Annotated in this window: 21 protein-coding genes and 1 riboswitch; of the genes, 17 read left to right on the forward strand and 4 right to left on the reverse strand. The window is 40.9% G+C overall.

Annotated features, from left to right (window positions below; translation table 11 throughout):
* The first annotated feature begins 9 nt into the window (after positions 1-9).
* A riboswitch (cobalamin riboswitch) is annotated at positions 10-193 on the forward strand.
* 168 nt (positions 194-361) lie between these two features.
* Positions 362-1735, reverse strand: a complete 1374-nt coding sequence (gene brnQ, locus HUS26_RS00665; RefSeq protein WP_173915320.1) for a branched-chain amino acid transport system II carrier protein — start codon at positions 1733-1735, stop codon at positions 362-364.
* A gap of 179 nt (positions 1736-1914) precedes the next feature.
* On the opposite strand from brnQ, the gene HUS26_RS00670 reads away from it, so the two are divergent.
* The gene (locus tag HUS26_RS00670) at positions 1915-2607 is read left to right on the forward strand and encodes a peptidase E (RefSeq protein WP_173915321.1); all 693 of its coding nucleotides are present in this window, start codon (positions 1915-1917) and stop codon (positions 2605-2607) included.
* Between the two features lie 34 nt (positions 2608-2641).
* On the opposite strand, the gene HUS26_RS00675 is transcribed toward HUS26_RS00670, so the two are convergent.
* Positions 2642-3373: a YqcI/YcgG family protein gene (locus HUS26_RS00675; RefSeq protein ID WP_173915322.1), complete on the reverse strand. Its 732-nt coding sequence runs from the start codon at positions 3371-3373 to the stop codon at positions 2642-2644.
* A gap of 200 nt (positions 3374-3573) precedes the next feature.
* Positions 3574-4560, reverse strand: a complete 987-nt coding sequence (locus HUS26_RS00680) for a multidrug resistance efflux transporter family protein (RefSeq protein ID WP_173915323.1) — start codon at positions 4558-4560, stop codon at positions 3574-3576.
* A 100-nt stretch (positions 4561-4660) separates the two neighbouring features.
* Here HUS26_RS00680 and HUS26_RS00685 point away from each other — a divergent pair, with 100 nt between their 5' ends.
* The 3 genes from HUS26_RS00685 to HUS26_RS00695 all read left to right on the forward strand — a co-directional run bounded on the left by HUS26_RS00685 (position 4661) and on the right by HUS26_RS00695 (position 6707).
* Positions 4661-5242 carry a helix-turn-helix domain-containing protein gene (locus HUS26_RS00685; RefSeq protein ID WP_173915324.1) on the forward strand — a complete coding sequence of 194 codons (582 nt, stop codon included), beginning with the start codon at positions 4661-4663 and terminating at the stop codon, positions 5240-5242.
* Between the two features lie 79 nt (positions 5243-5321).
* The gene (locus HUS26_RS00690) at positions 5322-5891 is read left to right on the forward strand and encodes a phospholipase D-like domain-containing protein (RefSeq protein WP_173915325.1); all 570 of its coding nucleotides are present in this window, start codon (positions 5322-5324) and stop codon (positions 5889-5891) included.
* Positions 5892-6248: 357 nt separating this feature from the next.
* Positions 6249-6707, forward strand: a complete 459-nt coding sequence (locus HUS26_RS00695; protein ID WP_173915326.1) for a GNAT family N-acetyltransferase — start codon at positions 6249-6251, stop codon at positions 6705-6707.
* 71 nt (positions 6708-6778) lie between these two features.
* On the opposite strand, the gene HUS26_RS00700 is transcribed toward HUS26_RS00695, so the two are convergent.
* Positions 6779-7525: a YqcI/YcgG family protein gene (locus tag HUS26_RS00700; protein ID WP_173915327.1), complete on the reverse strand. Its 747-nt coding sequence runs from the start codon at positions 7523-7525 to the stop codon at positions 6779-6781.
* Positions 7526-7692: 167 nt separating this feature from the next.
* On the opposite strand from HUS26_RS00700, the gene HUS26_RS00705 reads away from it, so the two are divergent.
* From HUS26_RS00705 to ebgA, 13 genes are all read left to right on the forward strand, one after another.
* Positions 7693-8112 carry a VOC family protein gene (locus HUS26_RS00705; RefSeq protein ID WP_173915328.1) on the forward strand — a complete coding sequence of 140 codons (420 nt, stop codon included), beginning with the start codon at positions 7693-7695 and terminating at the stop codon, positions 8110-8112.
* A gap of 131 nt (positions 8113-8243) precedes the next feature.
* Positions 8244-9026 carry an enoyl-ACP reductase FabI gene (gene fabI / locus HUS26_RS00710; protein WP_173915329.1) on the forward strand — a complete coding sequence of 261 codons (783 nt, stop codon included), beginning with the start codon at positions 8244-8246 and terminating at the stop codon, positions 9024-9026.
* A gap of 447 nt (positions 9027-9473) precedes the next feature.
* Positions 9474-10454 carry a glycerophosphodiester phosphodiesterase family protein gene (locus HUS26_RS00715; RefSeq protein ID WP_371809611.1) on the forward strand — a complete coding sequence of 327 codons (981 nt, stop codon included), beginning with the start codon at positions 9474-9476 and terminating at the stop codon, positions 10452-10454.
* Between the two features lie 264 nt (positions 10455-10718).
* Positions 10719-11042, forward strand: coding sequence for a hypothetical protein (locus HUS26_RS00720; protein WP_173915331.1), 324 nt, complete (start codon positions 10719-10721; stop codon positions 11040-11042).
* A 164-nt stretch (positions 11043-11206) separates the two neighbouring features.
* Entirely contained in the window at positions 11207-11380 is a 174-nt protein-coding gene (locus HUS26_RS20190; protein ID WP_371809522.1) for a hypothetical protein, read from the forward strand.
* A gap of 751 nt (positions 11381-12131) precedes the next feature.
* Positions 12132-12302, forward strand: a complete 171-nt coding sequence (locus HUS26_RS00730; RefSeq protein ID WP_173915332.1) for a hypothetical protein — start codon at positions 12132-12134, stop codon at positions 12300-12302.
* Between the two features lie 53 nt (positions 12303-12355).
* Positions 12356-12904: a GNAT family N-acetyltransferase gene (locus tag HUS26_RS00735; RefSeq protein ID WP_173915333.1), complete on the forward strand. Its 549-nt coding sequence runs from the start codon at positions 12356-12358 to the stop codon at positions 12902-12904.
* Positions 12905-13248: 344 nt separating this feature from the next.
* Positions 13249-14775 (forward strand): response regulator transcription factor, encoded by a 1527-nt coding sequence (locus tag HUS26_RS00740; RefSeq protein WP_173915334.1) that lies wholly within the window; start codon positions 13249-13251, stop codon positions 14773-14775.
* A gap of 9 nt (positions 14776-14784) precedes the next feature.
* Positions 14785-16605, forward strand: coding sequence for a sensor histidine kinase (locus tag HUS26_RS00745; protein WP_173915335.1), 1821 nt, complete (start codon positions 14785-14787; stop codon positions 16603-16605).
* Positions 16606-16716: 111 nt separating this feature from the next.
* On the forward strand, positions 16717-18012 hold the full coding sequence (locus HUS26_RS00750) for an ABC transporter substrate-binding protein (protein WP_173915336.1): 1296 nt from the start codon (positions 16717-16719) through the stop codon (positions 18010-18012).
* Between the two features lie 189 nt (positions 18013-18201).
* Complete coding sequence (locus tag HUS26_RS00755; RefSeq protein WP_173918699.1) at positions 18202-19089, forward strand: carbohydrate ABC transporter permease; 888 nt, start codon at positions 18202-18204, stop codon at positions 19087-19089.
* The gene (locus HUS26_RS00760; protein WP_173915337.1) at positions 19086-19913 is read left to right on the forward strand and encodes a carbohydrate ABC transporter permease; all 828 of its coding nucleotides are present in this window, start codon (positions 19086-19088) and stop codon (positions 19911-19913) included. The genes HUS26_RS00755 and HUS26_RS00760 overlap by 4 nt, the downstream gene beginning before the upstream one ends.
* Positions 19914-19929: 16 nt before the next feature.
* Positions 19930-23043: a beta-galactosidase subunit alpha gene (gene ebgA, locus HUS26_RS00765; RefSeq protein ID WP_173915338.1), complete on the forward strand. Its 3114-nt coding sequence runs from the start codon at positions 19930-19932 to the stop codon at positions 23041-23043.
* Positions 23044-23045: the final 2 nt, after the last annotated feature.

Below are 23045 nucleotides of genomic sequence, written 5' to 3' on the forward strand. Positions count from 1 at the left end.
AAATGGAATTCAACTGAATACGCCTATGGTGGCTTCATACAGAAGCTGAAAAAAGGGAAGTTTGGTGAAAATCCAGCGTGGTCCTGCCACTGTAAAGGGGAGGACATATAGAAGAACCATTGTTCAATAAATGAGAAGGGCAGTATGTTGATGAACCTGAGCCAGGAGACCTGCCATAAGGAAGAACATGAAAAAAGGCTCTATGAAACAGCACCTTCGAGAAAAGAATACCGCCAGAATCGCGCAGTGCTGAGGTAAGTGATAAACATAAGAAATCCCCATAAATAGGTACTGCACCCCAAAAGTTAGTTTTTTTACTTTAACTTTTAGGGGTCACCACCTAGTATGGGGATTTTATTTGTTAAACTTCATTTTCTGCTGTCACGTATTGAGGATTGGAACGATCTCGTGCCGGCCAGAAGCAGCCGATCACGCCTCCCGCTAAAGCTGGTAATATCCAGCCAAGTCCAATGTCATAAAAAGGTAAATAATGAACATAAAACTCTCTTACAGACTCAATGGATGCAACCGTCACGCCCGGAAGGCTTTCGGCTAAGGCGCTGTAGCCATCGACGATACTGACGAATAACGTTAAAAACATGGACACAGCGTACACGCTTCGCTTATGCGAAAATAGCGAAGAAGTGAGGCCTAAGACAATAAGAACAATAGCCAGTGGATATTGAAACATTAATACTGGTACAGCAAATTGAATGATATTGTTTAAGCCGAAGTTAGCAACCGCAAACGAGACAAGGCATAAGAGGAGCACAAACGTCCGATAGCTTACTTTTGGAAGAATACTATGGAAAAACTCACTGCATGCCATAATCAGCCCAATGCTGGTTTTTAAACAAGCGAGTACGATAATAATCGCAAGCAATATCGCGCCAAAAGCACCAAAATAATGCTGAGCAACCCCTGCGAAAATCAGACCGCCGTTAGTATAGCTTCCAATAGCCGCAACACTTGAGGCTCCCATATAGGTGATCAGACCGTAAATCAGCATCATCAGTCCCAATGCAAAAATACCTGATTTCCACGTGGCCTTTGCAATTTCCTTCGTATCCGTAATGCCCTGGCTTTTGATCGCCTGAATTACGACAATCCCTAAAGCGAGCGATCCTAGAGCATCCATCGTGTTGTAGCCCTCTGTAAATCCTGTCATAAAGGCGAGCTGTGCGTACTCGCCGACTGGTTCACTAAAGCTGCCCATCGGCTGGACAAGCGTTACAATAACTAAAATAAATAAGAATCCTAAAAATGTCGGTGTTAAGTACTTTCCGATGTAGTCCATAATTTTGGCAGAGTTCAGTGAAAAATAATAGACGATCGCAAAATAAATAAAAGTAAAAATCCCCAGCCATAACGCGATATGGTCAGAAGCCAAAAACGGCTGAAATCCGACCTCAAACGGTACTGTCGCTGTACGCGGAATTGCGAAAAACGGTCCGATCGTTAAGTAGAGGGCCACAGCAAATGTCAGTCCAAATAGAGGATGAACACGACCCGCTAAATCACGCAGTCCGCTGCTTCCTGATAAGGCGATCGCCAGAATCCCCATAAGCGGCAGTCCAACGGCTGTTACCAGAAAGCCGGTTAAAGCCGGCCAGAAGTTTGTTCCAGCCATCTGTCCAAGCTGAATAGGAAAGATTAAGTTCCCGGCACCGAAAAACAGCCCGAACAGCATGGTGCCAATGATGGCATACGTTGAAAATGGTATTTTCTTTTTCATAATTATGTCCTTTCTAGATGTAACTCTATATTTTACAATAGAGATAATATTAACAGGAATGAGGATAAGGAACAATGGGATTATTAGGCAGAGGGAACGAAGTCAAAGGGTTATAATAAAACTTCTTATGGCACAATCGTTACGAGAGAGGAAGATACAATTAGAAGGGAAGAAAGTCCATGAGGCAAATTATCGCTCTTGGAGGCGGAGGGTTCTTAATGGAACCAGAGAATCCATTGCTGGATCAATATATATTGAATCAGTCGACCAACCCTAAACCAAAGATATGCTTTATTCCAACTGCGAGCGGAGACTCTCCAGATTTCATCAAAAGATTCTATAATTTTTTTGAAAAACAAGAATGTGAAACTTCCCATTTATCCTTATTTAAGCCGCCAACCCGTGACTTCGAAAGCTTTATTCTAGAAAAGGACATCATCTATGTAGGCGGTGGAAATACAAAGAATTTATTAGCTTTGTGGAAGGAATGGGGATTAGATTATATATTGAAAAAAGCCTGGCAGCAAGGGATCATCTTAGCCGGCATAAGCGCAGGCTCGATTTGCTGGTTTGAAGAGGGTCTGACCGATTCCTATGGGGATTACCTCGAGCCTTTAACATGCTTAGGTTTTCTAAAAGGCAGCAACTGCCCCCATTATGATGGTGAAGCAGAGAGGCGGCCTGCATATACAAAGCTGATCAAATCTGGTGATATAAAACCTGGACTTGCTGTCGCTGATGGAGCAGCTCTCCATTATAAAGAGGACAAACTATCCAATATAGTAAGCTCAAGGCCTGAGGCGAAAGCGTATAAAGTTTATATGGACGAGGGTATAGTTGAAAAAGAACTTCAAGTAAAATATTTAGGATAAGAAAAAGAGGACAATGTGTGATTGTCCTCTTTACTTAACCTTTATGATGGAATGGACATTTTCCTTCAATCGGCTTAATGTCATCTCCAATAAACGACTGCTTCCATTCGTTATGATCCGGGTCTCCGAAGTGGCTGATATCTGGGTGCTTCGGCAGCCCATCCCATTTTTCTACACGTTCACGAACCTTTTCACGGGACATGATGCCGCCTTTTTCGGTGCCTTCAAGTCCTTGGAAAATCTTACGGGGCTGGAATCCTAAGATCAAGCTGTTGCCGAGATTCCGCGTCTTCCGCTGCTTATAGGCAGGCGCATTCCCAAATGCGAAAATCGGTTCACCCGCAAAGTGAAAGTCCCACAGAAAATGATCTGGATCTCTTGGAGCCTTTTTGGGCCAAGGGAACCGATCATTCCCATGCAGATACTGAAGGATGTCCCAGAACTGTGAACGATAAAATTCTAAACACTGCTCTTCCTCTTCAGGCTCTACAAAGATAAATAACCCGTGTCGTTTCGCATCTGGATCCTCAAAAAGCTGTAAGAAACTCTCGACAGCATCAGGGAGATGATCCCAATTATCGTGCTCAATATAGGCGTACCGCAGCTCACCCCTCAGGTGGCCGGTTCTGCCAAAGAAACATGGAAAAGTTTTATCGGTTACTATCTTGCTGAATGTCTTAAACTCTTCTTTCAGCCATTGTGGCAGATTGTCGCCTTGTTCGATCTCTTCTTTAGTAAGAAGGTAAGGACTTTGTTTCGTCAGCATGGTATTTCTCCTTTTAATGAAAAATGATTGTCAGTTTTTGTCTCCTGTGAAATGACTTTTACCTAAATAAGAACGAATCAAACCTCCATTTAATTCCTTTAAAAATAAAAAAGATTGTTGTGTCAGACTTCACCGAATACCATGTTTTTGCAAAACGAAAAAAACTTGCCGTGTGATTACAGCGGCACGCTTTTTAAATATCATCCATTCTTAATGACAGCCGCTGAAGTACTCGGAAGAGCCTTGGCATTCATTTTTTTCATATTCACTGTATGAATGATGATTCCAATAATAATAAAAAGGACACCAATAGAAGCTATATTGGTTGGCAGCGGACTTTTTAAAAGCAGCACTTCCCCAGCGATAACAAAGAGTATTTGAGTAGACTGCGTAGCTTCAACAGCTGCGAGTTTTCCTTGATGGTTTCTCACGCTGTTTGTGGCAATAAAAAATATGGTTGTTGCGATAACACCAGAACATAGAGCAACGACCAATGATTGAGTCATTTGACTGGCACTTGGCGGTCCGTTTGTAACAAAAGCAATACTGCTAATAATCAGCCAGAAAGGCAGGCTGGCGAGAGTCATCCCTAATACTCGCTGGAAGGTATCAAGCCTGCCGTCGCATAATTCCATCATTTTACGATTTCCAAGAGGATAAGCAAATGCTGCAATAATGACAGGTAAGATCCCGAATGTTATTTCAAGCAAAGATAATTCGCTCGCTTTTTGTTGTTGGATTAAGAGGACACCTAGTAAAATAATAGAAGAGATGGCTAATGCCCGGGTCTCAATACGATGCCTTTGCTGAACAGGGCCTTTTGATCTAACGACGGTGTGAGTAAACAAGGGAGCGAGTAATAGTCCTCCCACAATCGTGAACTGCCACGTTCCGGCCACCAGCCAGCCTGGTCCATAGGCAGCCGCATAGGTAAGAGGAGCATAAAACAGAACAAAGCCGACAAAACTCCATAAGAGCCAAGGGGCAGGATTATTTTTTATTTCAATAAATACCTGTTTTAATTTCTTCCTAACGAGTACAATCAATAGTAAAAAAGGAACCATAAAAAGGAATCTCAACGAAGAGCTCCACATCCAGCTTCCTCCTGATATTTCCATCGAACGATTCAAAATAAAAGTAACAGCAAAGAACATGGAAGATAAAATTCCAAGAGACAGCTCTTTCATGAAGCAGCTCCTTTCTTATAACAAATGTATATTATATTTATTTTTAAGTATATTATAATATACCGTTTAAAACTACATTTTTATAGTGAGGTTTTTAAATATGGATAAAAAAAGCACTTGGGAATCCCCTGAATTACTTTCAAAACAGGTGGGTTTAACTCTCAGAAGGATTCGAAATGAAAGAGGGATCAGTCTGCAGCAGCTTACTGAATTAACAGAGGTTAGTAAACTGACGCTTGGAAAAATTGAAAGAGGCGAAGCAAATCCGTCACTGACGATTATTTGGAAAATCGCTAATGGATTAAACATCCCGATTTCCTCTTTACTTGTAGAAAAAAGAGAAGTGCAGATCTCTAGGAAGAATGAAGGAAACAAAATTATGAGCACGGATAAATCCCTTGCCCTGGAGCCGATGTTTTCTACTTCAGGGTATGGCTCGCTGGAAACACATCGGGCTTTTTTAAAACCAAACAGCGAATATAAAGCTGATGCCCATCAGGACGGCGTCATCGAATATGTAACGGTAATGGAAGGCCGTGTAAACGTTAGAGTTCAACGGGAAGTATATGAACTGGACAAGTATGATTCGATTCAATTTAATGCAGACCAGGAACACGGGTACATCAATCCAGGCTCAGTTCCAGCGGTTCTTCACTTTGTAATGATTTATACGAATTCATGATTGCCTGCCGATCTTCATAGATTAGTATAATGAGGAGAGGTTGATCCCTCTCATAAGTCACAAGCTTAGGGAGCATTCTATGGAAATTATCATAAGTGCGGGTGTAACGATTGCAGCGGTGTCAGCAGCTTGTTTTTTTTATAAAAGAAAAGCAAAAAAATCTCCAACTCTCAGCTATCACTTTTCAAGAACAAGTCACTCCATAAAAAATGAACTTTTCAAAATCATTGATGATACTAACGAAACGCTCGACGTAGCCATCTTTTTATTGACCGAGCAGGACTTCGTCAGCCATTTGTGCCAGGCGACAGAAAGAGGCGTCAGAGTGCGGGTCATTTCGGATCGAAAAAAATCAGTCGAAGAAATGCAAAGAGCCAATATGAAAAAACTCATCGATTGTGGCGTTCCTGTAAAAGTAAACAATTATGATGGGAACATGCATCTAAAATTCATGATCTCAGATAAGCAGGTCGTTTCAGCAGGCTCCTACAATTGGACGCATTCCGCTGAACAGAGAAATGATGAAGTCGTCCTGATAATACGCGACAAAAAAATGGCTCGGGAATGGCATCACGTTTTTGACCAGAAGTGGAAGGACCTTAAACAATACTCAAGCTTCAATTTTTATGCCTATAAAAAAGGAGCATAGGAGCGGAGGGCGGCGCTGTTACTCTCGAAATTTTAGAAATACGCGCGAAAATAGCACATCCACTCGCAAAACGGCTATCCACAAGGTGTCCCCAAAGAGGGGCGCTTTTTTTTATTGTCTAGGAAATTATAAAATTCCAAGCTGTGGATATATATGTTTAAAAGAGCGACATCCAGCGCCTTTGTTATTTGCCTGCCTATTATTGGTTTTCCAGTTTGAGAGGAAATCCGGCCAGTCTTGTAGAATTTAATTTTATAAAAAAGGAGGAAGTGAGCCCAAAAACAAGCGATGGTTTTGGTAAGTTTAAACGAGTCTTGGCTCCATTATAAATGAAATAAATCGAGAGAGGTTTTTATATTGAACATTGTTGTAGACGATTTAACTGGATCTGAAGTAGCGGAACTGTTGAAGGAGCATCTCGAAAGTATGCGGAGCCATTCCCCTCCAGAAAGTAAGCATGCCTTGGATACTAAAGGATTACGAAAGCCGGAAATTACCTTTTGGAGCGCATGGGAAGAGGGGGAGCTGGTTGGCTTTATTGCGATGAAAGAGCTTAATTCCAAGCATGGAGAAATAAAGTCAATGCGTACTTCCTCGTCCCATTTAAGAAAAGGAATCGGCCGGAAGCTTCTTCAGCATATTATTCATGTCGCTAAACAGCGTGAATACAAGCGGATCAGCCTGGAAACAGGCTCGATGGAAGCTTTCCAACCTGCGAGAAAACTATATGAGAGCTTCGGATTTGAGTATTGTACGCCTTTTTCGGATTACAAAGAGGATCCGAACAGTAGGTTTATGACGAAGGAGCTTTTTTGAGCTTGATGTGGGAACTTGACCGGCGATCTTAACGGCTAAATTCGTACATGCAGACTGAAAAAGAAGAATGCCTACTTTTTCAGTCGCTCGTTCAGCATCTGATGAAATGGACAGTGGGAAATCGCAGTATCATCATCACGCAGGAAATACTGGCGCCATTCATAGTTGTCATCATCTCCGTATTTTTTTAAATCTGGGTGAGGGTCTGCGCAGTCATATTCGATCATCCGTTCTCGTATTTTATTTTTAATTTTGCCAGCATGTTTTTCATTTGAATAAAATTCCCGCAGCACCCATCGCGGCGTAATCGCCATCATAAAGTAGGGGAAGGAGCGGCTGTCTCTTCGTTCGTGGCTGGGAGTAGCGCAGTACATAAAATATGGCTCCCCGTGAAAGCAAAACTCCCATCCATTGTTATAAGGATCGATCGGAATGTGGGCGGGCCAATTCATTTCATCATGCTCGGTTAACTGCCTTATCTGACTCCAGAAAGCTGTCTCAAAGTCCTCTACTGAGCAGGTTTCTTTTATAACTTTTGGCGTATCAAAAAAGACGATTAAGGTCGCGTAGCTTCCGTAATCTCTTGAGTTTTGAGTAAAGGCTTTTAACAGTTGAGCCACATCTTTTGACGTGCTGTTATTTAAAAAGCTGCCAACAAAACCATACCTTAAGTGATTTAGAGCATGAGCCTGAGTTGCGGGGATGCACGGGAATTTGTGCTTTTTATCCATCATCTTGCGGCTGAACTTTTTTAAAGCGTCCATCTTCCATCCGCTCAGCTGCTTAATATCTTCATCCAATGAACTGTATAACTTCATCTTATCCCTCCTGGCCGATACTATAGGATAGATAAATGAAGGGATTAGGTGAATGCCTGCTTTAAATTGGGTAACTGTCTAAAAAACCAATCAGAATATTCTTGCAATTACTGAGGGGAAGGAATATAATATAAGGGAACGTTTGTTCTGTAAAAGGAGGAGTATCAATGATAGCAGGGATTCACCCATACTTAGTTTTAGATGGTAGAGGCCAGGAAGCTTTGAAATTTTATAAAGAAGCCTTAGATGCAGAAGTATTGAGTGTGCAAACCTTTGGAGAAATGCCTTCAGATCCGGAAAATCCGCTTCCCGAGGAAATAAAGGACCGTGTAATGAATGCTCAACTGAAAGTGGGAGGTTCAGATCTCATGCTTTCAGATACATTTCCAGGCCAGCCTTACCAATTAGGTTCACAAGTTAGTATTGCGATTCAAACAAACGATCATGAAAAAACGAAAGAAGTTTTTGACAAACTAAAAGAAGGCGGCACAGTTAATATGGAGCTGCAGCAGACGTTCTGGAGTTCTGCTTACGGACAAGTCACTGATAAATTCGGCGTCCTTTGGCAAATTAATACCCTGTCATAAGAAAGAAATGTCCTTCCTAAACAACTTCCTTTCTTGTGCACTTGGCATTTAGGTGCGAAATCATTTAAAATAGCATGAGGTCTTAATATTAGCTGTTACAAGGAAAAAGGAATATTTTTAGGAGGACAATCATGGAAGACTTACTTCAAGTAAAAGATAAAAATATCGTAATTATGGGCGTAGCCAACCAGCGAAGCCTCGCGTGGGGAGTAGCAAAATCTCTTCACAAAGCTGGAGCGAATCTCATTTTCACATATCGTAAAGAACGTTCCTTTGGAAAATTGGAAAAGCTTTTAAAAGAAACGGGCATTGATGCTAAACTTGTTGTTGAATGTGATGTGAACAGTGACGAAAGCATTAAAGGAGCTTTTTCAAAAATTAAAGATGAAGTGCAGACTATCCACGGAGTCGTTCATTCAATTGCTTTCGCCCATCAGGAAGACTTAAAAGGCGGTTTTGTGAATACGTCTAGAGATGGATTCGCCTTTGCGCAGGACACAAGTGCGTACTCGCTGATCGCTGTCGCTAAAGAAGCGAAGCCGCTTATGAAGGAAGGCGGATCTATCATTGCTATGTCTTATCTTGGAGCTGAACGAGTAGTTTCTGGATATGATGTGATGGGTGTAGCAAAAGCATCCCTTGAGGCTTCTGTTAAATACTTAGCCAATGATTTAGGCGAAGACAACATCCGTGTAAATGCAATTTCGGCTGGCGCGATTCGTACGCTTGCAGCTAAAGGAATTCCATCCTTCAACAAGGTTCTTCATCAGATCGAAGAGAATTCACCACTTAAGAGAAACGTAACCCAGGAAGAAGTCGGTGACATGACACTAGCCATGCTCAGCAATCTTTCCCGCGGAGTTACAGGTGAAATTGTATATGTAGACTCCGGTTACAACATTATGGGACTATAAGACAAGCAAACCGGCCATTTATTAATAGGAAAGAATGGCCGGTTTTTTAAAAATCATTAATAGTTATCATTTGTTGACGAACTGTTTTTTTGATTTTGAAGATAAATCCTCTGGAGTGTTGTGTGGATATTAGTTAAGCTAATTAATATAAACCCTAACATAATAAACGTTACAATCTCCCCTGTAAAAAAGGCAATGATTCCCAGAAGCAAAAAATACAACGTATTTCTCCAATTATTGAACATCATTTCCCCCCTTTTTTAATATCCGCCGTTCCCTGAACAGTGCTTTCATTCTTTCTTTAAGTGAATAAAGTTAAAAGATTAATAGAAATATTGCTTCCCCTGTAAGTATAAGCTGATTAGTCCCTATGTATGATTGCGATAGTCAACGTTTAGTCTAATACAACACTAGTCACCCAGCAAGACGAGTATGAAAGGCAGAGGAATTATGAAGTTTAAAAAACTACTAAAAGCAGCTGGATTGCTGCTATTAGGACTTTTTATGTTTATGTTCTTAAATAACAGTAATCTTTTTGTGGAAAGCCAAGAAGAGGAGCCGCTGCTGTTAGCCCATAGAGGGATGGGGCAGACATTTCCTATGGAAGGAATTATAGGGGATACGTGTACGGCTGAAAGAATTCATGAACCTGAACATCCATACCTGGAGAATACGATTCCATCTATGGAAGCAGCTTTTGAAGCGGGAGCGGATATTGTGGAGCTTGATATTCACCCGACTACAGATGGGAAATTCGCCGTCTTTCATGATTGGACACTGAACTGTCGAACTGATGGAACAGGAGTAACTAGAGAGTACACGATGGAGGAGTTAAAGCAGCTCGATATAGGCTATGGTTACACAGCAGATAATGGGAAGACGTATCCTTTTCGCGGAAAAGGGGTTGGTTTTATGCCATCCCTTGATGAAGTGCTCAACCATTTCCCTGAAAAAGAATTTCTCCTTCATATCAAAAGCGATGATACAAAAGAAGGGAAAGTATTAGCCGGCTATCTAAAAGAACAGCCTGAGGATCGACTGCAGCGTATTTCTGTATACGGAGGCGATCAGCCGGTTCAAACATTAAGAGAGCATCTCCCGGATCTTCGAGTCATGTCAAAGCAAATTTTAAAGAGCTGCCTGCTGAATTATGCAGCTGCAGGATGGACAGGCACCGTTCCTTCTGAATGCCAGGATACTCAGATCCATCTGCCTGAAAAGTTTGCTCCGTGGATGTGGGGGTGGCCCGGAAAGTTCGTAGAGCGGATGAATCGAGTAGATACCCGGGTCATTCTGGTAGCCGGGGACGGATCCTGGTCAGAAGGGTTTGATCACAGAGAAGATTTGGAACGACTCCCTGAAGAATATAATGGTGTGGTATGGACGAATCGTATAGATATAATCGCCCCGCTTCTTAAAGACGAATAAGCATCCAATGATCACTCCTATACGGTAGAAGCAGGTTAAAAGACGTCATTCTTAAATGATGTCTTTTTATAATGTTTATTAGCTGAATATTAAAAGAAGGATCAGTAGAAAGTGATTTTTAACCACAGCTTCTTACTAGAAAACTTAATCTTACAAGATTGGTGAAAATTGAATTCTAGTTTACTATGAGAGTAGAACAAACTTATTCATTCAAACGATAGCAGGTTTGGCATGTTAAATTAATCAAAGTAACTAAAGAAAGAAGTGGTTCCTATAAACGAAGTAAAAGAAAAAATAATTAATCACCATGTAGATATGATTCAATGGGTTCAGTCGCTGAGAGATATCTCAAAAGAAGAATGGTTCCATCCGATACAAGAAAATAAGTGGTGTAGTGCTGAGATCATCAGTCATTTCATTCCCTGGGATGAATTTATACTAAAAGATCGGATTCCTTATCTTTTTACGGATCGTCCCCTGCCAAAAGCTCCAGAGGCGCAGGCCTTGAATGAAAAAGCCGCCATGGAAGGAAGAAGGAGTGATCAACTTATTACTATCGATAGATTTGTGGAAATCAGAACCGTTTAATAAAAAGCTTAGAAAATATTGAAAGCGGTTTATGGGATCGGCCATTCAGGATTGGTGATAAGGAAGTAACCCTTTATCAATATCTTAAAGGGCTCGCAGAACACGATTTACACCATATGCAGCAAGTTAACAATTTTCTAAAACTATAGAGAGGGTTTATAAATTTGGTCGAAATTACCGGTGATAGAATGGTCTTAACAGAAGCATCTGAACAAGATATAGATGAACTATATAATTGGGTCCTTGAAGAAGAAGAGCAGGAGCCAAAGAAATGGAAAAACGGTCCCTATAGTTCAGAAGAGAAAAAGACAAAAGAAGAATCTCGTGGGAGGGATTGATTACCTTTTTGACGTAGCGAACTTACATAGATTAGGCATGTTCACTTGATCAGGAAACTCGTGAAGTCGAAGAATAAATAGGGATGAAGGAAGAGGCTGGAATAAAAGAAGCCCGTAACAGAGAGTATTATGACGTTGTGAAAATGGGAATTCTACGAAGAGAGTGGAAGGAAAGTAACTGATATGTCGGAAAATGTTTTTTCATGGATTTTATTGAAAATATATGTAATTTTATAAAAGTATATTATAATGAACATTAGTATCATATTAGGAGTGGGTAACGATCTATGTAATTGTGAGGGAATCAAATGGCAGTACTGTAACTTTAAAGGATACTTTAAAAAATAAAGATAAGGTCCTTTACGATGTCCGTTCCGCAGAGCTTTTGGCAAAAATATTAAACACTAACAAAAAACATAGCTCCTCGTGGAAAGTTCGAAGACATTATGACTCCTATGTAAGACTTTTATAGAGACAGACGATTCATTGATGTTTAAGCACTGTTCCCAGATGGGGAGGGTGCTTTTTTGTCGAATAAGTATGGGAAGGTGAAACCAGTAGGAAGGTCGAACGTAGTAAATAGATAGTCATTATAAAAACATTGCCAAACTGTATTCTGATGGCGGAAAAACTGCTGAAATTAGCGGGGGCGAAGAAAAGGTGCATATTTTTGATAGAACCGAGTTTACCTCCCCATTAGGAGACTCAGCGTTTTTACCTTAATTGCCATAAAAAGCTTAGGAGGATCAAGGTGTCCGAGGAATTAAATAGAGAAATCCTAGAAGAGCTAAAAAAGATGAATGAACGACTTGATAAACTAGAAAAAACAAAAGGGCTTTCACCCGCTATGAAGATCATTGCTTTGTTATTCGGTTTCTTAGTAATCGGACCAGCCGTAACCTTTTTTATCAGGCTTTACTGAATTAAAAAGGAATTTGCTCAGCAATAAACCACGTTTAAGAGAGGAGTGTTCCCATGTTCACATTAAAAGTAGATCAGGAGATTTCCTTAAAGCTGCTGGAAAAGAAAGACGCGAAAGAGCTGTTTACTTTGGTCGACCAGTACCGTACATACTTAAGAGAGTGGCTGCCATGGGTTGACAACATGAATCAGGAAACAGACTATGAACCTATCATCGAAATGTGGTTAAAACAGTTCGCTTCCAATGATGGCTTTCAAGCGGGCATTCTCTACAATGGAAAACTAGCCGGCATGGTCGGATTTCATGGAATCGACTGGTCCAATCGAAAAACGAGCATCGGCTATTGGCTGGCTGAGAATTACCAGGGGCATGGCATTATGACGAAAACGGTCAACGCTTTAATCGATTGCGCTTTTTCAGAATACGATCTAAACCGTGTGGAAATCCACTGCGGCGTAGAAAATTACAAGAGCCGAAGCATTCCTGAGCGAATCGGGATGAAGAAAGAAGGGGTTGTAAGGGAAGACGAGTTTCTCTACGATCATTATCTCGATACGGTTCTTTACAGTCTTCTTAAAAAAGAGTGGAAGCAGAGCGTTTAATGGCCGATTAAAGCCTAGTCACCTTTAAAAATTATATAGAAATATTATTAAACCATTCCGCTATAAGGGATGGTTTTTTTGAACTAAGGTTGAGCAAAACAAAGCCCTTTGGAATAATTAAAAATAAAGCATTTGAAAAACCTGGATGGATCAAAAACAGAATATAAATAAAAATTAGTATTTTTACTATAGGTTTTATATTAAAATGATTAGAAACTCGAGATGATTTGTAACAAAAATAGAGATGTTATTATGCCCGTTTACGAACTAAGTACGCCAAGTTACTATGCTGGATGCCGGCAGTTTATCAAAAGGCTATACGATTTCTAAAGGGGGAGATTGTTGTGAGTAGTCTGTACGGGGTTTTAGTGGTCGATGATGAAATGCTGATCAGACAGGGGATTATCAATTATATTAATTGGGAAGAGGAAGGTTTTCAAATCGTCGGGGAAGCTTCCAATGGGAGAGAAGCACTGCAATTAATTGAGGAACTGCAGCCGCATATTATTATGACGGATGTTGTGATGCCTGATGTGGATGGAATCGAATTAGTAAAACAGGTAAAAAAGAAGTATCCAAGTATTGAAATAATCGTATTAAGCAGTTTTGAGAATTTTGATTACGTTCGATCTACGTTTCAAAGCGGTGTCGCGGACTATATTCTTAAGCCTCAACTAAATGGGGAAGAATTAATTAAAACCTTGCGGAAGATCGTTCCGGCTCCTTCCCTATCTGATAAAAGGAAGCCTAGTGAAGTTGCCATCGAGGAAGTTTTACAAAAGTGTGTACACGGTTATGCTTTAACAAGTGAAGAAGAGAGGCTTATGGAAGGATTGCCCTATGAGCAATACTGTCTGGCCGCCCTTTTTCATAAAAAGAGAGAAGCCTTAACCTACGCTGCAGTCTCTGAACAATTAAGCCAGCAGTTTGGGTCATTTAAATCCTGGCTAATTCCTTTAAATGTAAGCGGTACCGAAGTGGTGCTTTATAATTTTGAAGCCGATCAGCTTCCTTCCATTAAACAAAGCCTTGCTCAATTAAATGAGCAGTATCGCCAGTCAAGCACTTCTATGGTGATGAGCGTTCCGTTTCAAACCATTGATGAGATAAAAAGCGTGTACGAAAATAATCTCTTAAAGATGATAGATTACCTATTTTATCTGACAGAAGAACCTGTATTGTTCTATGATTCTTTACCTGAGGTCATCGAATACAAACCTTTTAATTTAAGTCAGTTTATTGAAATTTTTAAGCAGAAAAAGTTCGATGTTGCCATTCATTCTTTAGAGGAGCATATCGAATTATTAACTCACAACTATACGAAAGATATATTTGAATTTAAATCGTGGCTGGAAAATATCATTTTTAATGTGATCGTTCTGCTGGGCAATATGAAATATGATGTAGAAGATTTGGAGACAGCAAAATATGAATATTTTACGGATATAAATGAAGCCCAGGAGGCTGGACAGGCAGTCAGCCGATTTAAAGATTTTCTGGAATCTGTTCAAAAAATAATCAAGGTACATGATAATAAGAATGATTCTCCTAATATCCAGCATTTGCTGCAATACATCGAAGATCACTATACAGAACCTCTATCTTTAACCACTTTAGCTGAACATTTTCACTTTAATCCTTCTTATTTATCCAGTTATTTTAGTTCTCATCTTCATATCGGGTTTAGTGATTATTTGAATCAAGTGAGAATAGAGAAGGCAAAGCATATTCTCGCATCCAGCTCAGCTTCTGTCAGCCAGGTAAGTGAGATGGTGGGTTATGGAGAACCCAGTTATTTCTGTAAAGTATTTAAGCGGATCGAAGGACTGTCACCGGGCCGTTATCGAAAGAAAAGTTCATCAATGATTTGAGGACTGACTATGAAAAAAATTTTACGAGCCATTCAAATCAATAGTTTATTTATTAAAATGTTTCTTGTCATGGTTATTAGCATCATTACCGTTACTGTGCTCGTTACGTTTAGCACCATTCGCATGTCTAATAATCTATTTATTGAAACTTTCAGCATTACGAACACAAAAGTACTTAACCAAATTAGGCAGCAGTTTGAATCTTACAGCTATTCGGTTGTGTTTACGACCATCAACGTGCAGAACAACGGGACGATTAAGCGGTTATTAACAAAAGAGAATGTAAGCTCACTTGAAACGTCCAATACCTTTTATACCATCGAGGAGCAAATGGAAAGGATTTTTTCTAGTAATCCAAATGACGCCAACATGATTATTTTGGGTAAAAACAGACGGTTATTTAATATGAAATATATCAATTGGTCGGTTTCGGCTGATACGCTTATCGACCATCAGATCACGCAAACCACAGAGGCGAATCCTAATGAGATTATGTATCAATTTGTTTCAGATGGGGAGTTTACTGACGGCCGGCCTATGATCGTCGCGACAAAGGCGCTTACGGAGAGGTCCACGGAAAACGTTTATGGTTATTTATATATCCCCATTCGTGAACGCGATCTCAGGGAGTTTTATGATGGCTACACGAGCGAAGGGAACAGTGTACTCGTCATGAATGGAAACGGCAGGATTATTTCTAGTAACGACGAGAAATTAATTGGACAGCATGCACCTGACTTGTTGGAAGCTGCCAAAGAAACAGAAGAAAACAGGCTGGAATATCAGAATGTACACGTTTTCGATAAAGATTATATGCTGCTGACGGCTGATCTGCCCGCACTTGATATGTATCTTGTAAACCTTGTGGATAAAGAACTGGTTTTAGAAAACTTGGTGGATACTAAAGAAATTGTCCTGATAAGTATAGGTATTGTAGTGCTCGCGGTTGCAGTTGTACTTATTATATCGAGAAGAATCACAACCCCGCTGCGCCGACTAGTTAAGGAAATTTCTGATATGGCAAAGTACGATTTTAATAAACCTGTCGAAGAGAGTGGCGGCTATGAAGCAAGGAAATTGGCTCATGCCTTTAACTATATGCTCAGTGAATTACAGGATCATGTTGATGATTTACTTAAGGCTCAGCGAAAGCAGAGAAAGTCTGAACTTGAAGCCCTGCAGCACCAGATTAATCCACACTTCCTTTATAACACGTTAACGTCCGTCAAATTCCTCGTCAAAGAGAATAAAAAAGAAGAAGCTTTTGAGACCATTGATGCGCTGATTCCACTATTACAGAATGCACTTGGTAATGTGGACGAGACCATTACCGTTGAACAAGAAGTGGCTAACATAAAAAACTATGTTTTAATTAATCAAACAAGATATGGAGATCGAATTAAAGTAAATACCCTTATCTCTCCGGATTGTTTACACTATCACTTGCCTAAGCTTGTAATCCAGCCATTTATAGAAAATGCGTTTTTCCATGCTTTCACCGATAAGAAGCAAGGGTTTATTCAAATCATGATTGCCCAAAGAGATAATAAGCTTATTTGTGAGGTTATCGACACGGGTGATGGCATGAGGATAGACAAAATGCACAGTCATAGAGGGAAGAGACAGCTTTTCAGCGGCATTGGTGTTAGGAATGTCCATGAGAGAATTCAACTGTTATTTGGTTCTGACTATGGAGTGGAAGTATCGAGCGAATTGAAAAAAGGGACAAAAGTAAAAATTATCTTGCCTCTATTAGACGAAAGTTCTAAAGAAATTACCAAATCTAAAAATAATACAAAAAAAGGCTTTCTTCGCGGGGAAAACTTCTAAAGATATTTAAATAAATATCTAAAGATCGTTCTAACGGTCTTTTTTTTATGGATGGTATGATTTGATCAAGCGGTAATGATAACGCTTACATAAAAGAGGGGGGATTCATGAATGAAGGATTTACAGTTTAAAAAGGGATGGCTTCTCGTGGTGGCCATGATAACAGTCCTGATGCTGGCAGCTTGTTCTTCTGATGATGCAAGCGGGGATTCTGGAGACGGTGAAGAGCCGGATCAAATTACAGCTTGGGCATGGGATCCGTATTTTAACATTGCGGCCCTGAATCTTGCGAAAGAAAATTATGATGGTGACATTAACCTCGAAATTATTGAAAATGCACAGGATGATATTGTTTCAAAATTAAATACTGGGCTTAGCTCCGGAAGTATGAAGGGGATGCCTAATATTGTATTAATTGAAGACCAGAGAGCACAAAGCTTCCTGCAGTCATATCCAGATGCTTTCTATCCAATTAACGACTATATTAATACGGATGATTTCGCTAACTACAAAATTGAACCTACAAGTCTTGATGGAAACCAGTATGGACTGCCATTTGATACAGGCGTAACGGGACTTTTCTACCGTACCGACTATCTTGAAGAAGCTGGGTACACGAAGGAAGACCTTAGCGGTATCACTTGGGAAAAGTATATTGAAATCGGTAAAGATGTAAAAGAGAAAACAGGCAAAGATATGATTTCCCTTGATCCAAATGACTTAGGTATTATTCGTGTCATGATTCAAAGTGCAGGTTCCTGGTACGTTGAAGATGATGGAAGCACGGTAAACCTTGTAGATAACGAACCTTTAAGAAAAGCTTTTGAAAACTATAAAGCTATGATTGAAGCAGATTTTGTAAAAGCTAACTCTGACTGGAGCCAGTTCATTGCTTCTTTCAACAGCGGCGATGTGGCAACTGTTCCAAGCGGTAACTGGATTGGAGCCAGTATTCAGGCGGAAGAATCTCAGGCTGGTAATTGGGAAGTAGCTCCAATTCCACGCCTTGATATGGAAGGTGCCGTTAATGCGTCAAACCAGGGAGGAAGCTCCTTCTATGTGTTAAACATTCCTGGTAAAGAAAAAGCAGCCGAATTTCTTGGTGAAACATTTGGCGCAAGCAACGAATTCTATCAGGAGCTCGTCCAAGAAGTCGGTGCGATCGGTACTTACACACCAGCTTCAGACGGAGAAGCTTATCAGAAAGAAGACGAATTTTTCAGTGGACAAAAGGTTATTTCTGACTACTCTACGTGGATGGAAGAGATCCCTAGCGTAAACTATGGTTTGCATACCTATGCGATTGAAGATATTTTGGCAGCGGAAATGCAAAACTACTTAAAAGGGAAAAGCTTAGATGATGCATTAGCAGATGCCCAGGCACAAGCTGAATCGCAATTGAAGTAATTTTTCGAGAAGGATAATGCCTTCCCATCTCTAATAAGAGATTCACGGCTAAATAGGTTTTTAAAAAGGGATTCTGCGAAAGCTGCTCGTACTTTCAAAGAATCCTTTTTCTTTAAAGCCGGGATTGTCTTATGTGTAAGGAGGAGAAAGATGAATAAGTTGACCGAAAGAGCAAGTATGTCTTATACCATGAACAAAAAATCAGCCAAAAGCCGGCTGAAAAAGAATTATATCGGATGGATATTTATTCTTATCGCTGCACTTGGGATCTGTTTATTTTATTTCTATCCGATGATCAGAGCACTGCTCCTTTCCTTTCAGTCAGGGATGGGAGCCAACTTGGAGTATGTAGGGTTAGATAACTATATCAGGCTATTTAATGATCCGACCTTCATTGCTGCCCTGACGAACACCTTTATTTACCTGCTCGTTCAAGTTCCCATTATGATTGTTCTTGCATTATTCTTTTCTGTTTTATTGAACGATGCCACGCTGAAATTCAAAGGGTTCTTCCGGATAGCTATCTTTTTACCATGTGTAACCTCCCTTGTAGCATATGCCGTTATCTTTAAATATCTGTTTGGGGTAGATGGCTTAATCAATCAGTTTCTTCTTGATATGTCATTGATTTCTCAACCGCTTAATTGGCTGTCCGATCCAATTCTTGCAAAAATCACAATCATTGCAGCGATCACCTGGAGATGGACAGGGTACAATATGATCTTCTACTTATCGGCATTACAGAATGTAGACAAGTCCATGTATGAAGCTGCGAAAATGGACGGAGCTTCAAGCTCTCAGCAATTTTTCTATATTACCGTCCCAATGCTAAAACCCATTATCTTATTTACTTCGATAATCTCTACGATCGGAACGCTGCAAATTTTTGATGAAATCATGAACATAACAAACGGTGGGCCAGGGAATGCCACGCTTTCCATTTCCATGTACATTTACAACCTTTCCTTTGAGTACAGCCCTGACTTTGGATATGCAGCAACAGTATCCTACGTGATTGTAATTCTGATCGTTATCTTATCCTTGATCCAATTTAAAGTGGCAGGTGATGACAAGTGAGAAAATTAAAACGAATAGCTACATACACCTTTTTAAGCGTTGCGGCTCTTGTGTCCATTTTTCCGTTCTTATGGATGCTCGTCAGTATGACAAATAAGTCCGTTGATGTGACTCAGGGGCGGTTACTGCCCGGCACTCACTTATTCGAGAACTTTAAAGTCTTATTTGGATCCGTCGATATTGTGACGGCACTCGTGAATTCAACCATTATCGCCGTCATTACGACTTTTCTAACTTTATTAATCGGATCTCTTGCCGGATATGGTTTTGAAATTTACCGCACTCCTGGAAAAGATAGGATTTTCAACATACTGCTGTTATCTATGATGATTCCATTTGCAGCAATTATGATTCCGTTGTATCGATTGTTTGGAGGTGTTTCATCGACTATCCCGTTCCTTGGGATTGATACATTAGCTGCAGCGATCCTGCCGACAGTCATCACTGCGTTCTTCATCTTTTTCTTCCGTCAGAATACGAAGATGTTCGCAAAAGAGCTGGTGGAAGCGGGAAGAATTGATGGCTTAAGTGAATTAGGAATCTTTTTCCGTATTTATTTGCCAACGATGAAAACAACTTATGCCGCAGCTGCGATAATTGCGTTTATGAATAGCTGGAATAACTATTTATGGCCATTGGTTGTTCTTCAATCACCAGAGAACCAAACGATTCCGCTGCTTATTTCAAACCTGGGGGCGGGCTATTCACCGGACTATGGAGTCATAATGACCGCGATTGTGATCGCCACTCTGCCTACGGCTATCGTTTTCTTCGTGATGCAGAAGCATTTTGTAGCCGGCATGATGGGATCAGTCAAAGGATAAAAAGGAGGCAGGAGCATTGTCACAGAACAGAAACGATTGGGAAAACATACAAGTACTTCACAGAAACCGAAAAAAAGAACGCGCTCATTTCATTCCATTTGCAGATCAATCGGGTGCCTTAACATTCGATCGGAAAAATTCATCATCTTTTAAACTGCTAAATGGAAAGTGGAAGTTTCACTATGCGGAAAGTCCAAGTCTTGCACCGGAAGCCTTTTATGAGAAAGGTTTTGACACAACCGACTGGGATGATTTATATGTTCCATCCTCCTGGCAGATGCACGGATATGGCAAGCCCGCTTATACGAACGTCGTCTATCCATTTCCGGTAGACCCGCCATATGTGCCAAGCGAAAATCCAACCGGCTCTTACGTGAGGGATTTTTGGATTTCACAAGACTGGGTGGATCAGCAGGTGATGGTGAGGTTTGAAGGTGTAGACAGCGCGTTTTACTTATGGGTAAACGGCCAGGAAGTCGGCTACAGCCAGGGAAGCCGTGTTCCAGCAGAATTTGATCTCACCTCTTACCTGAAGGAAGGGAAGAATCAGTTAGCTGTCCAGGTGTATCAATGGTCAGATGGATCCTATATTGAAGATCAGGATATGTGGTGGCTGAGCGGTATTTTCCGAGATGTTTATTTACTGGCTGTTCCTAAGGTGCATCTCGAGGACTTTTTTGTAAAAACAAGTTTTGATGAGAATTACGAGTATGCAACGCTCCATGTAGAAACCATTATAGAAAACAGCAGCCATCAGGCTGTTTCTGATTATAAACTGCAGTATCACTTGCTCGATGCAGACGATCAGCAGGTAATGAATGAAGAGGAAAGCCCGGCTGTTTCGATTGAAGCGAACAGCACAGAAACCGTAATCCAGACTTTTTCTATTAAAAATCCAAGTAATTGGTCGGCTGAAAATCCTTATTTGTATAAGCTGCTAATTTCCTTACAGGAAGCAGGGAATGTTGCAGAAGTTATTCCTACGCAGGTCGGCTTTCGATCAATAGAGTTGAAGGATGGACTGTTTTTTGTAAACGGGGCAGCCATTAAGCTCAAAGGCGTCAACCGCCACGATCATCATCCTGATTTAGGACGTGCTGTGCCATTGGAATGGATGGAGGCCGACGTCAAGCTGATGAAACAGCACAACATCAATGCAGTAAGGACGGCCCACTATCCAAATGACCCGCGTTTTTATGACTTATGTGACCGCTATGGCTTATATGTAATAGACGAGGCAGATCTGGAAACTCATGGATTTGAAGTAATCGGCAACTGGGATCAGCTGAGTGATGATCCAGAGTGGGAAGAAGCGTACATGGACAGGATGAAGCGGATGGTATGCCGCGACAAAAATCATCCTTCCATTATCATGTGGTCCCTCGGAAATGAATCGGGCTTTGGCCAAAACCATACCGCGATGGCTGACTGGGCGAAAAAATATGATGATACGAGGCTCATTCACTATGAAGGAGAATGCCGCGCGATCACAAGATCTGAAAGCAATTATGATCCAAAACGAGATCCAGAAAGCTCTGATGTATTTACGACAATGTATACTGCAGTAGAAGTTATGGATGCATTAGGTCAGCGTAACGATTTAATAAAGCCTCACATTTTGTGTGAATACGCTCACGCCATGGGGAATGGACCTGGCGGTTTGAAGGAATACTGGGATACCTTCTATAAATACGACCGTTTGCAAGGCGGCTTTGTGTGGGAATGGCTTGATCATGGAATTCGCCAGATGACTGAAGACGCAGAAGAGTATTTTGCTTACGGCGGAGATTTCGGAGAAGAACCAAACGATTCCAACTTCGTCATTGACGGTCTCGTTATGGCCGATCGTACACCTTCTCCGGCGCTTATTGAATACAAAAAAGTTATCGAACCTGTCTTGGTAGAATCCGTAGATTTGGAAAAAGGAAAAGTCAAAGTAACCAACCGCTATGACTTTCTTTCACTGGATCATCTACACGCCGCTTGGACGATTATGTCAGGAGAAGAAGTTATCGCAAGTGGAACTTTTTCAGTCAGCGATATAAAAGCTCGTACAAGTCAGGAAGTGGTTTTGCCGTATGAATTGCTTCCTAAATCTGAAAACGACTGCTTGTTAAACCTTGAATTCACACTGGCAAATCATACGGGATGGGCCCAAACGGGACATACTGTCGCATGGGCTCAATTCGAACTGCCCGTTCCAAAGAAAGAAAGAGAGAAGGTTGCTCGCCAGGGACAGCCTCTTGAAGTCAAAGATTCCAAACAGAAGCTTGAGGTGATTGGAGAAGATTTTGAAGTTCAAATGGATAAAGTGTCTGGAAGGCTCTCCGGCTATAAGTATCAAGGAATTGATCTAATTAAAACAGGGCCGGCGCTCAATTTATGGCGTGCGCCGATCGATAATGATCTGTGGGCCCAAGCTCACTGGAAGGATATTTCCTCCAGTAAAGGGTGGAAAAAATATGGACTCCATTTGCTGCAGGAACGTATAAATTCCGTACATTATCAAAAGCATGGATCACAAGAAGTGGAAATCATAGTAGATGCACGTGTAGCCCCGCCCGTCTTAAATTGGGGAATTACGGCTACTTATACTTATACGATCGATTTCAGTGGAAAGCTCGAGATTGACGTGAAAGGTGAACCTTATGGCCGACTTCCTCAGACTTTTCCTAGAATCGGTTTGAGAATGGAAGTTCCCGCTGATTTTGATCGTGTAAAGTGGTACGGACTGGGACCGGGAGAAGCGTACGTCGATAGCAAACAGGCAAATAGGGTAGGAGTCTGGACGAAAAAAGCAGAGGATTTCTATACCCCATATGTTTATCCGCAGGAAAACGGCAGCAGGCATGAAGTACAGTGGGCTCAAGTTACCAACGAATCAGGAATCGGCCTTAAATTTAATGGTGAGCCTGTCTTTGATTTTAACGCCCAGTATTACACACCTGAAAATCTGGAAAAAGCACAGCACACATATGACTTAGTGAAGCAAGATTTCATTACGCTCCTCATCGATCACAAACAGCATGGCCTTGGTTTTTCAAGCTGCGGACCGGATGTTTTGGAAAAGTACCGTCTGAAAAGCGGTATCTTCCAGTTTGGGCTGGATATTGAACCTAACTTTTATTAAGC

Source organism: Halobacillus sp. Marseille-Q1614 (assembly GCF_902809865.1).
In the GTDB taxonomy this organism is placed as follows: domain Bacteria; phylum Bacillota; class Bacilli; order Bacillales; family Halobacillaceae; genus Halobacillus_A.

Bases quoted from the DNA above. Each gene is read 5' to 3' on its own strand.
- brnQ (WP_173915320.1), bottom strand. From the start codon at position 1,735: ATGAAAAAGAAAATACCATTTTCAACGTATGCCATCATTGGCACCATG.
- HUS26_RS00675 (WP_173915322.1), bottom strand. From the start codon at position 3,373: ATGCTGACGAAACAAAGTCCTTACCTTCTTACTAAAGAAGAGATCGAA.
- HUS26_RS00705 (WP_173915328.1), top strand. From the start codon at position 7,693: ATGATAGCAGGGATTCACCCATACTTAGTTTTAGATGGTAGAGGCCAG.
- HUS26_RS00755 (WP_173918699.1), top strand. From the start codon at position 18,202: ATGAACAAAAAATCAGCCAAAAGCCGGCTGAAAAAGAATTATATCGGA.
- HUS26_RS00685 (WP_173915324.1), top strand. From the start codon at position 4,661: ATGGATAAAAAAAGCACTTGGGAATCCCCTGAATTACTTTCAAAACAG.
- HUS26_RS00750 (WP_173915336.1), top strand. From the start codon at position 16,717: ATGAAGGATTTACAGTTTAAAAAGGGATGGCTTCTCGTGGTGGCCATG.
- HUS26_RS00680 (WP_173915323.1), bottom strand. From the start codon at position 4,560: ATGAAAGAGCTGTCTCTTGGAATTTTATCTTCCATGTTCTTTGCTGTT.
- HUS26_RS00735 (WP_173915333.1), top strand. From the start codon at position 12,356: ATGTTCACATTAAAAGTAGATCAGGAGATTTCCTTAAAGCTGCTGGAA.
- HUS26_RS00690 (WP_173915325.1), top strand. From the start codon at position 5,322: ATGGAAATTATCATAAGTGCGGGTGTAACGATTGCAGCGGTGTCAGCA.
- HUS26_RS00670 (WP_173915321.1), top strand. From the start codon at position 1,915: ATGAGGCAAATTATCGCTCTTGGAGGCGGAGGGTTCTTAATGGAACCA.
- HUS26_RS00700 (WP_173915327.1), bottom strand. From the start codon at position 7,525: ATGAAGTTATACAGTTCATTGGATGAAGATATTAAGCAGCTGAGCGGA.
- HUS26_RS00745 (WP_173915335.1), top strand. From the start codon at position 14,785: ATGAAAAAAATTTTACGAGCCATTCAAATCAATAGTTTATTTATTAAA.
- fabI (WP_173915329.1), top strand. From the start codon at position 8,244: ATGGAAGACTTACTTCAAGTAAAAGATAAAAATATCGTAATTATGGGC.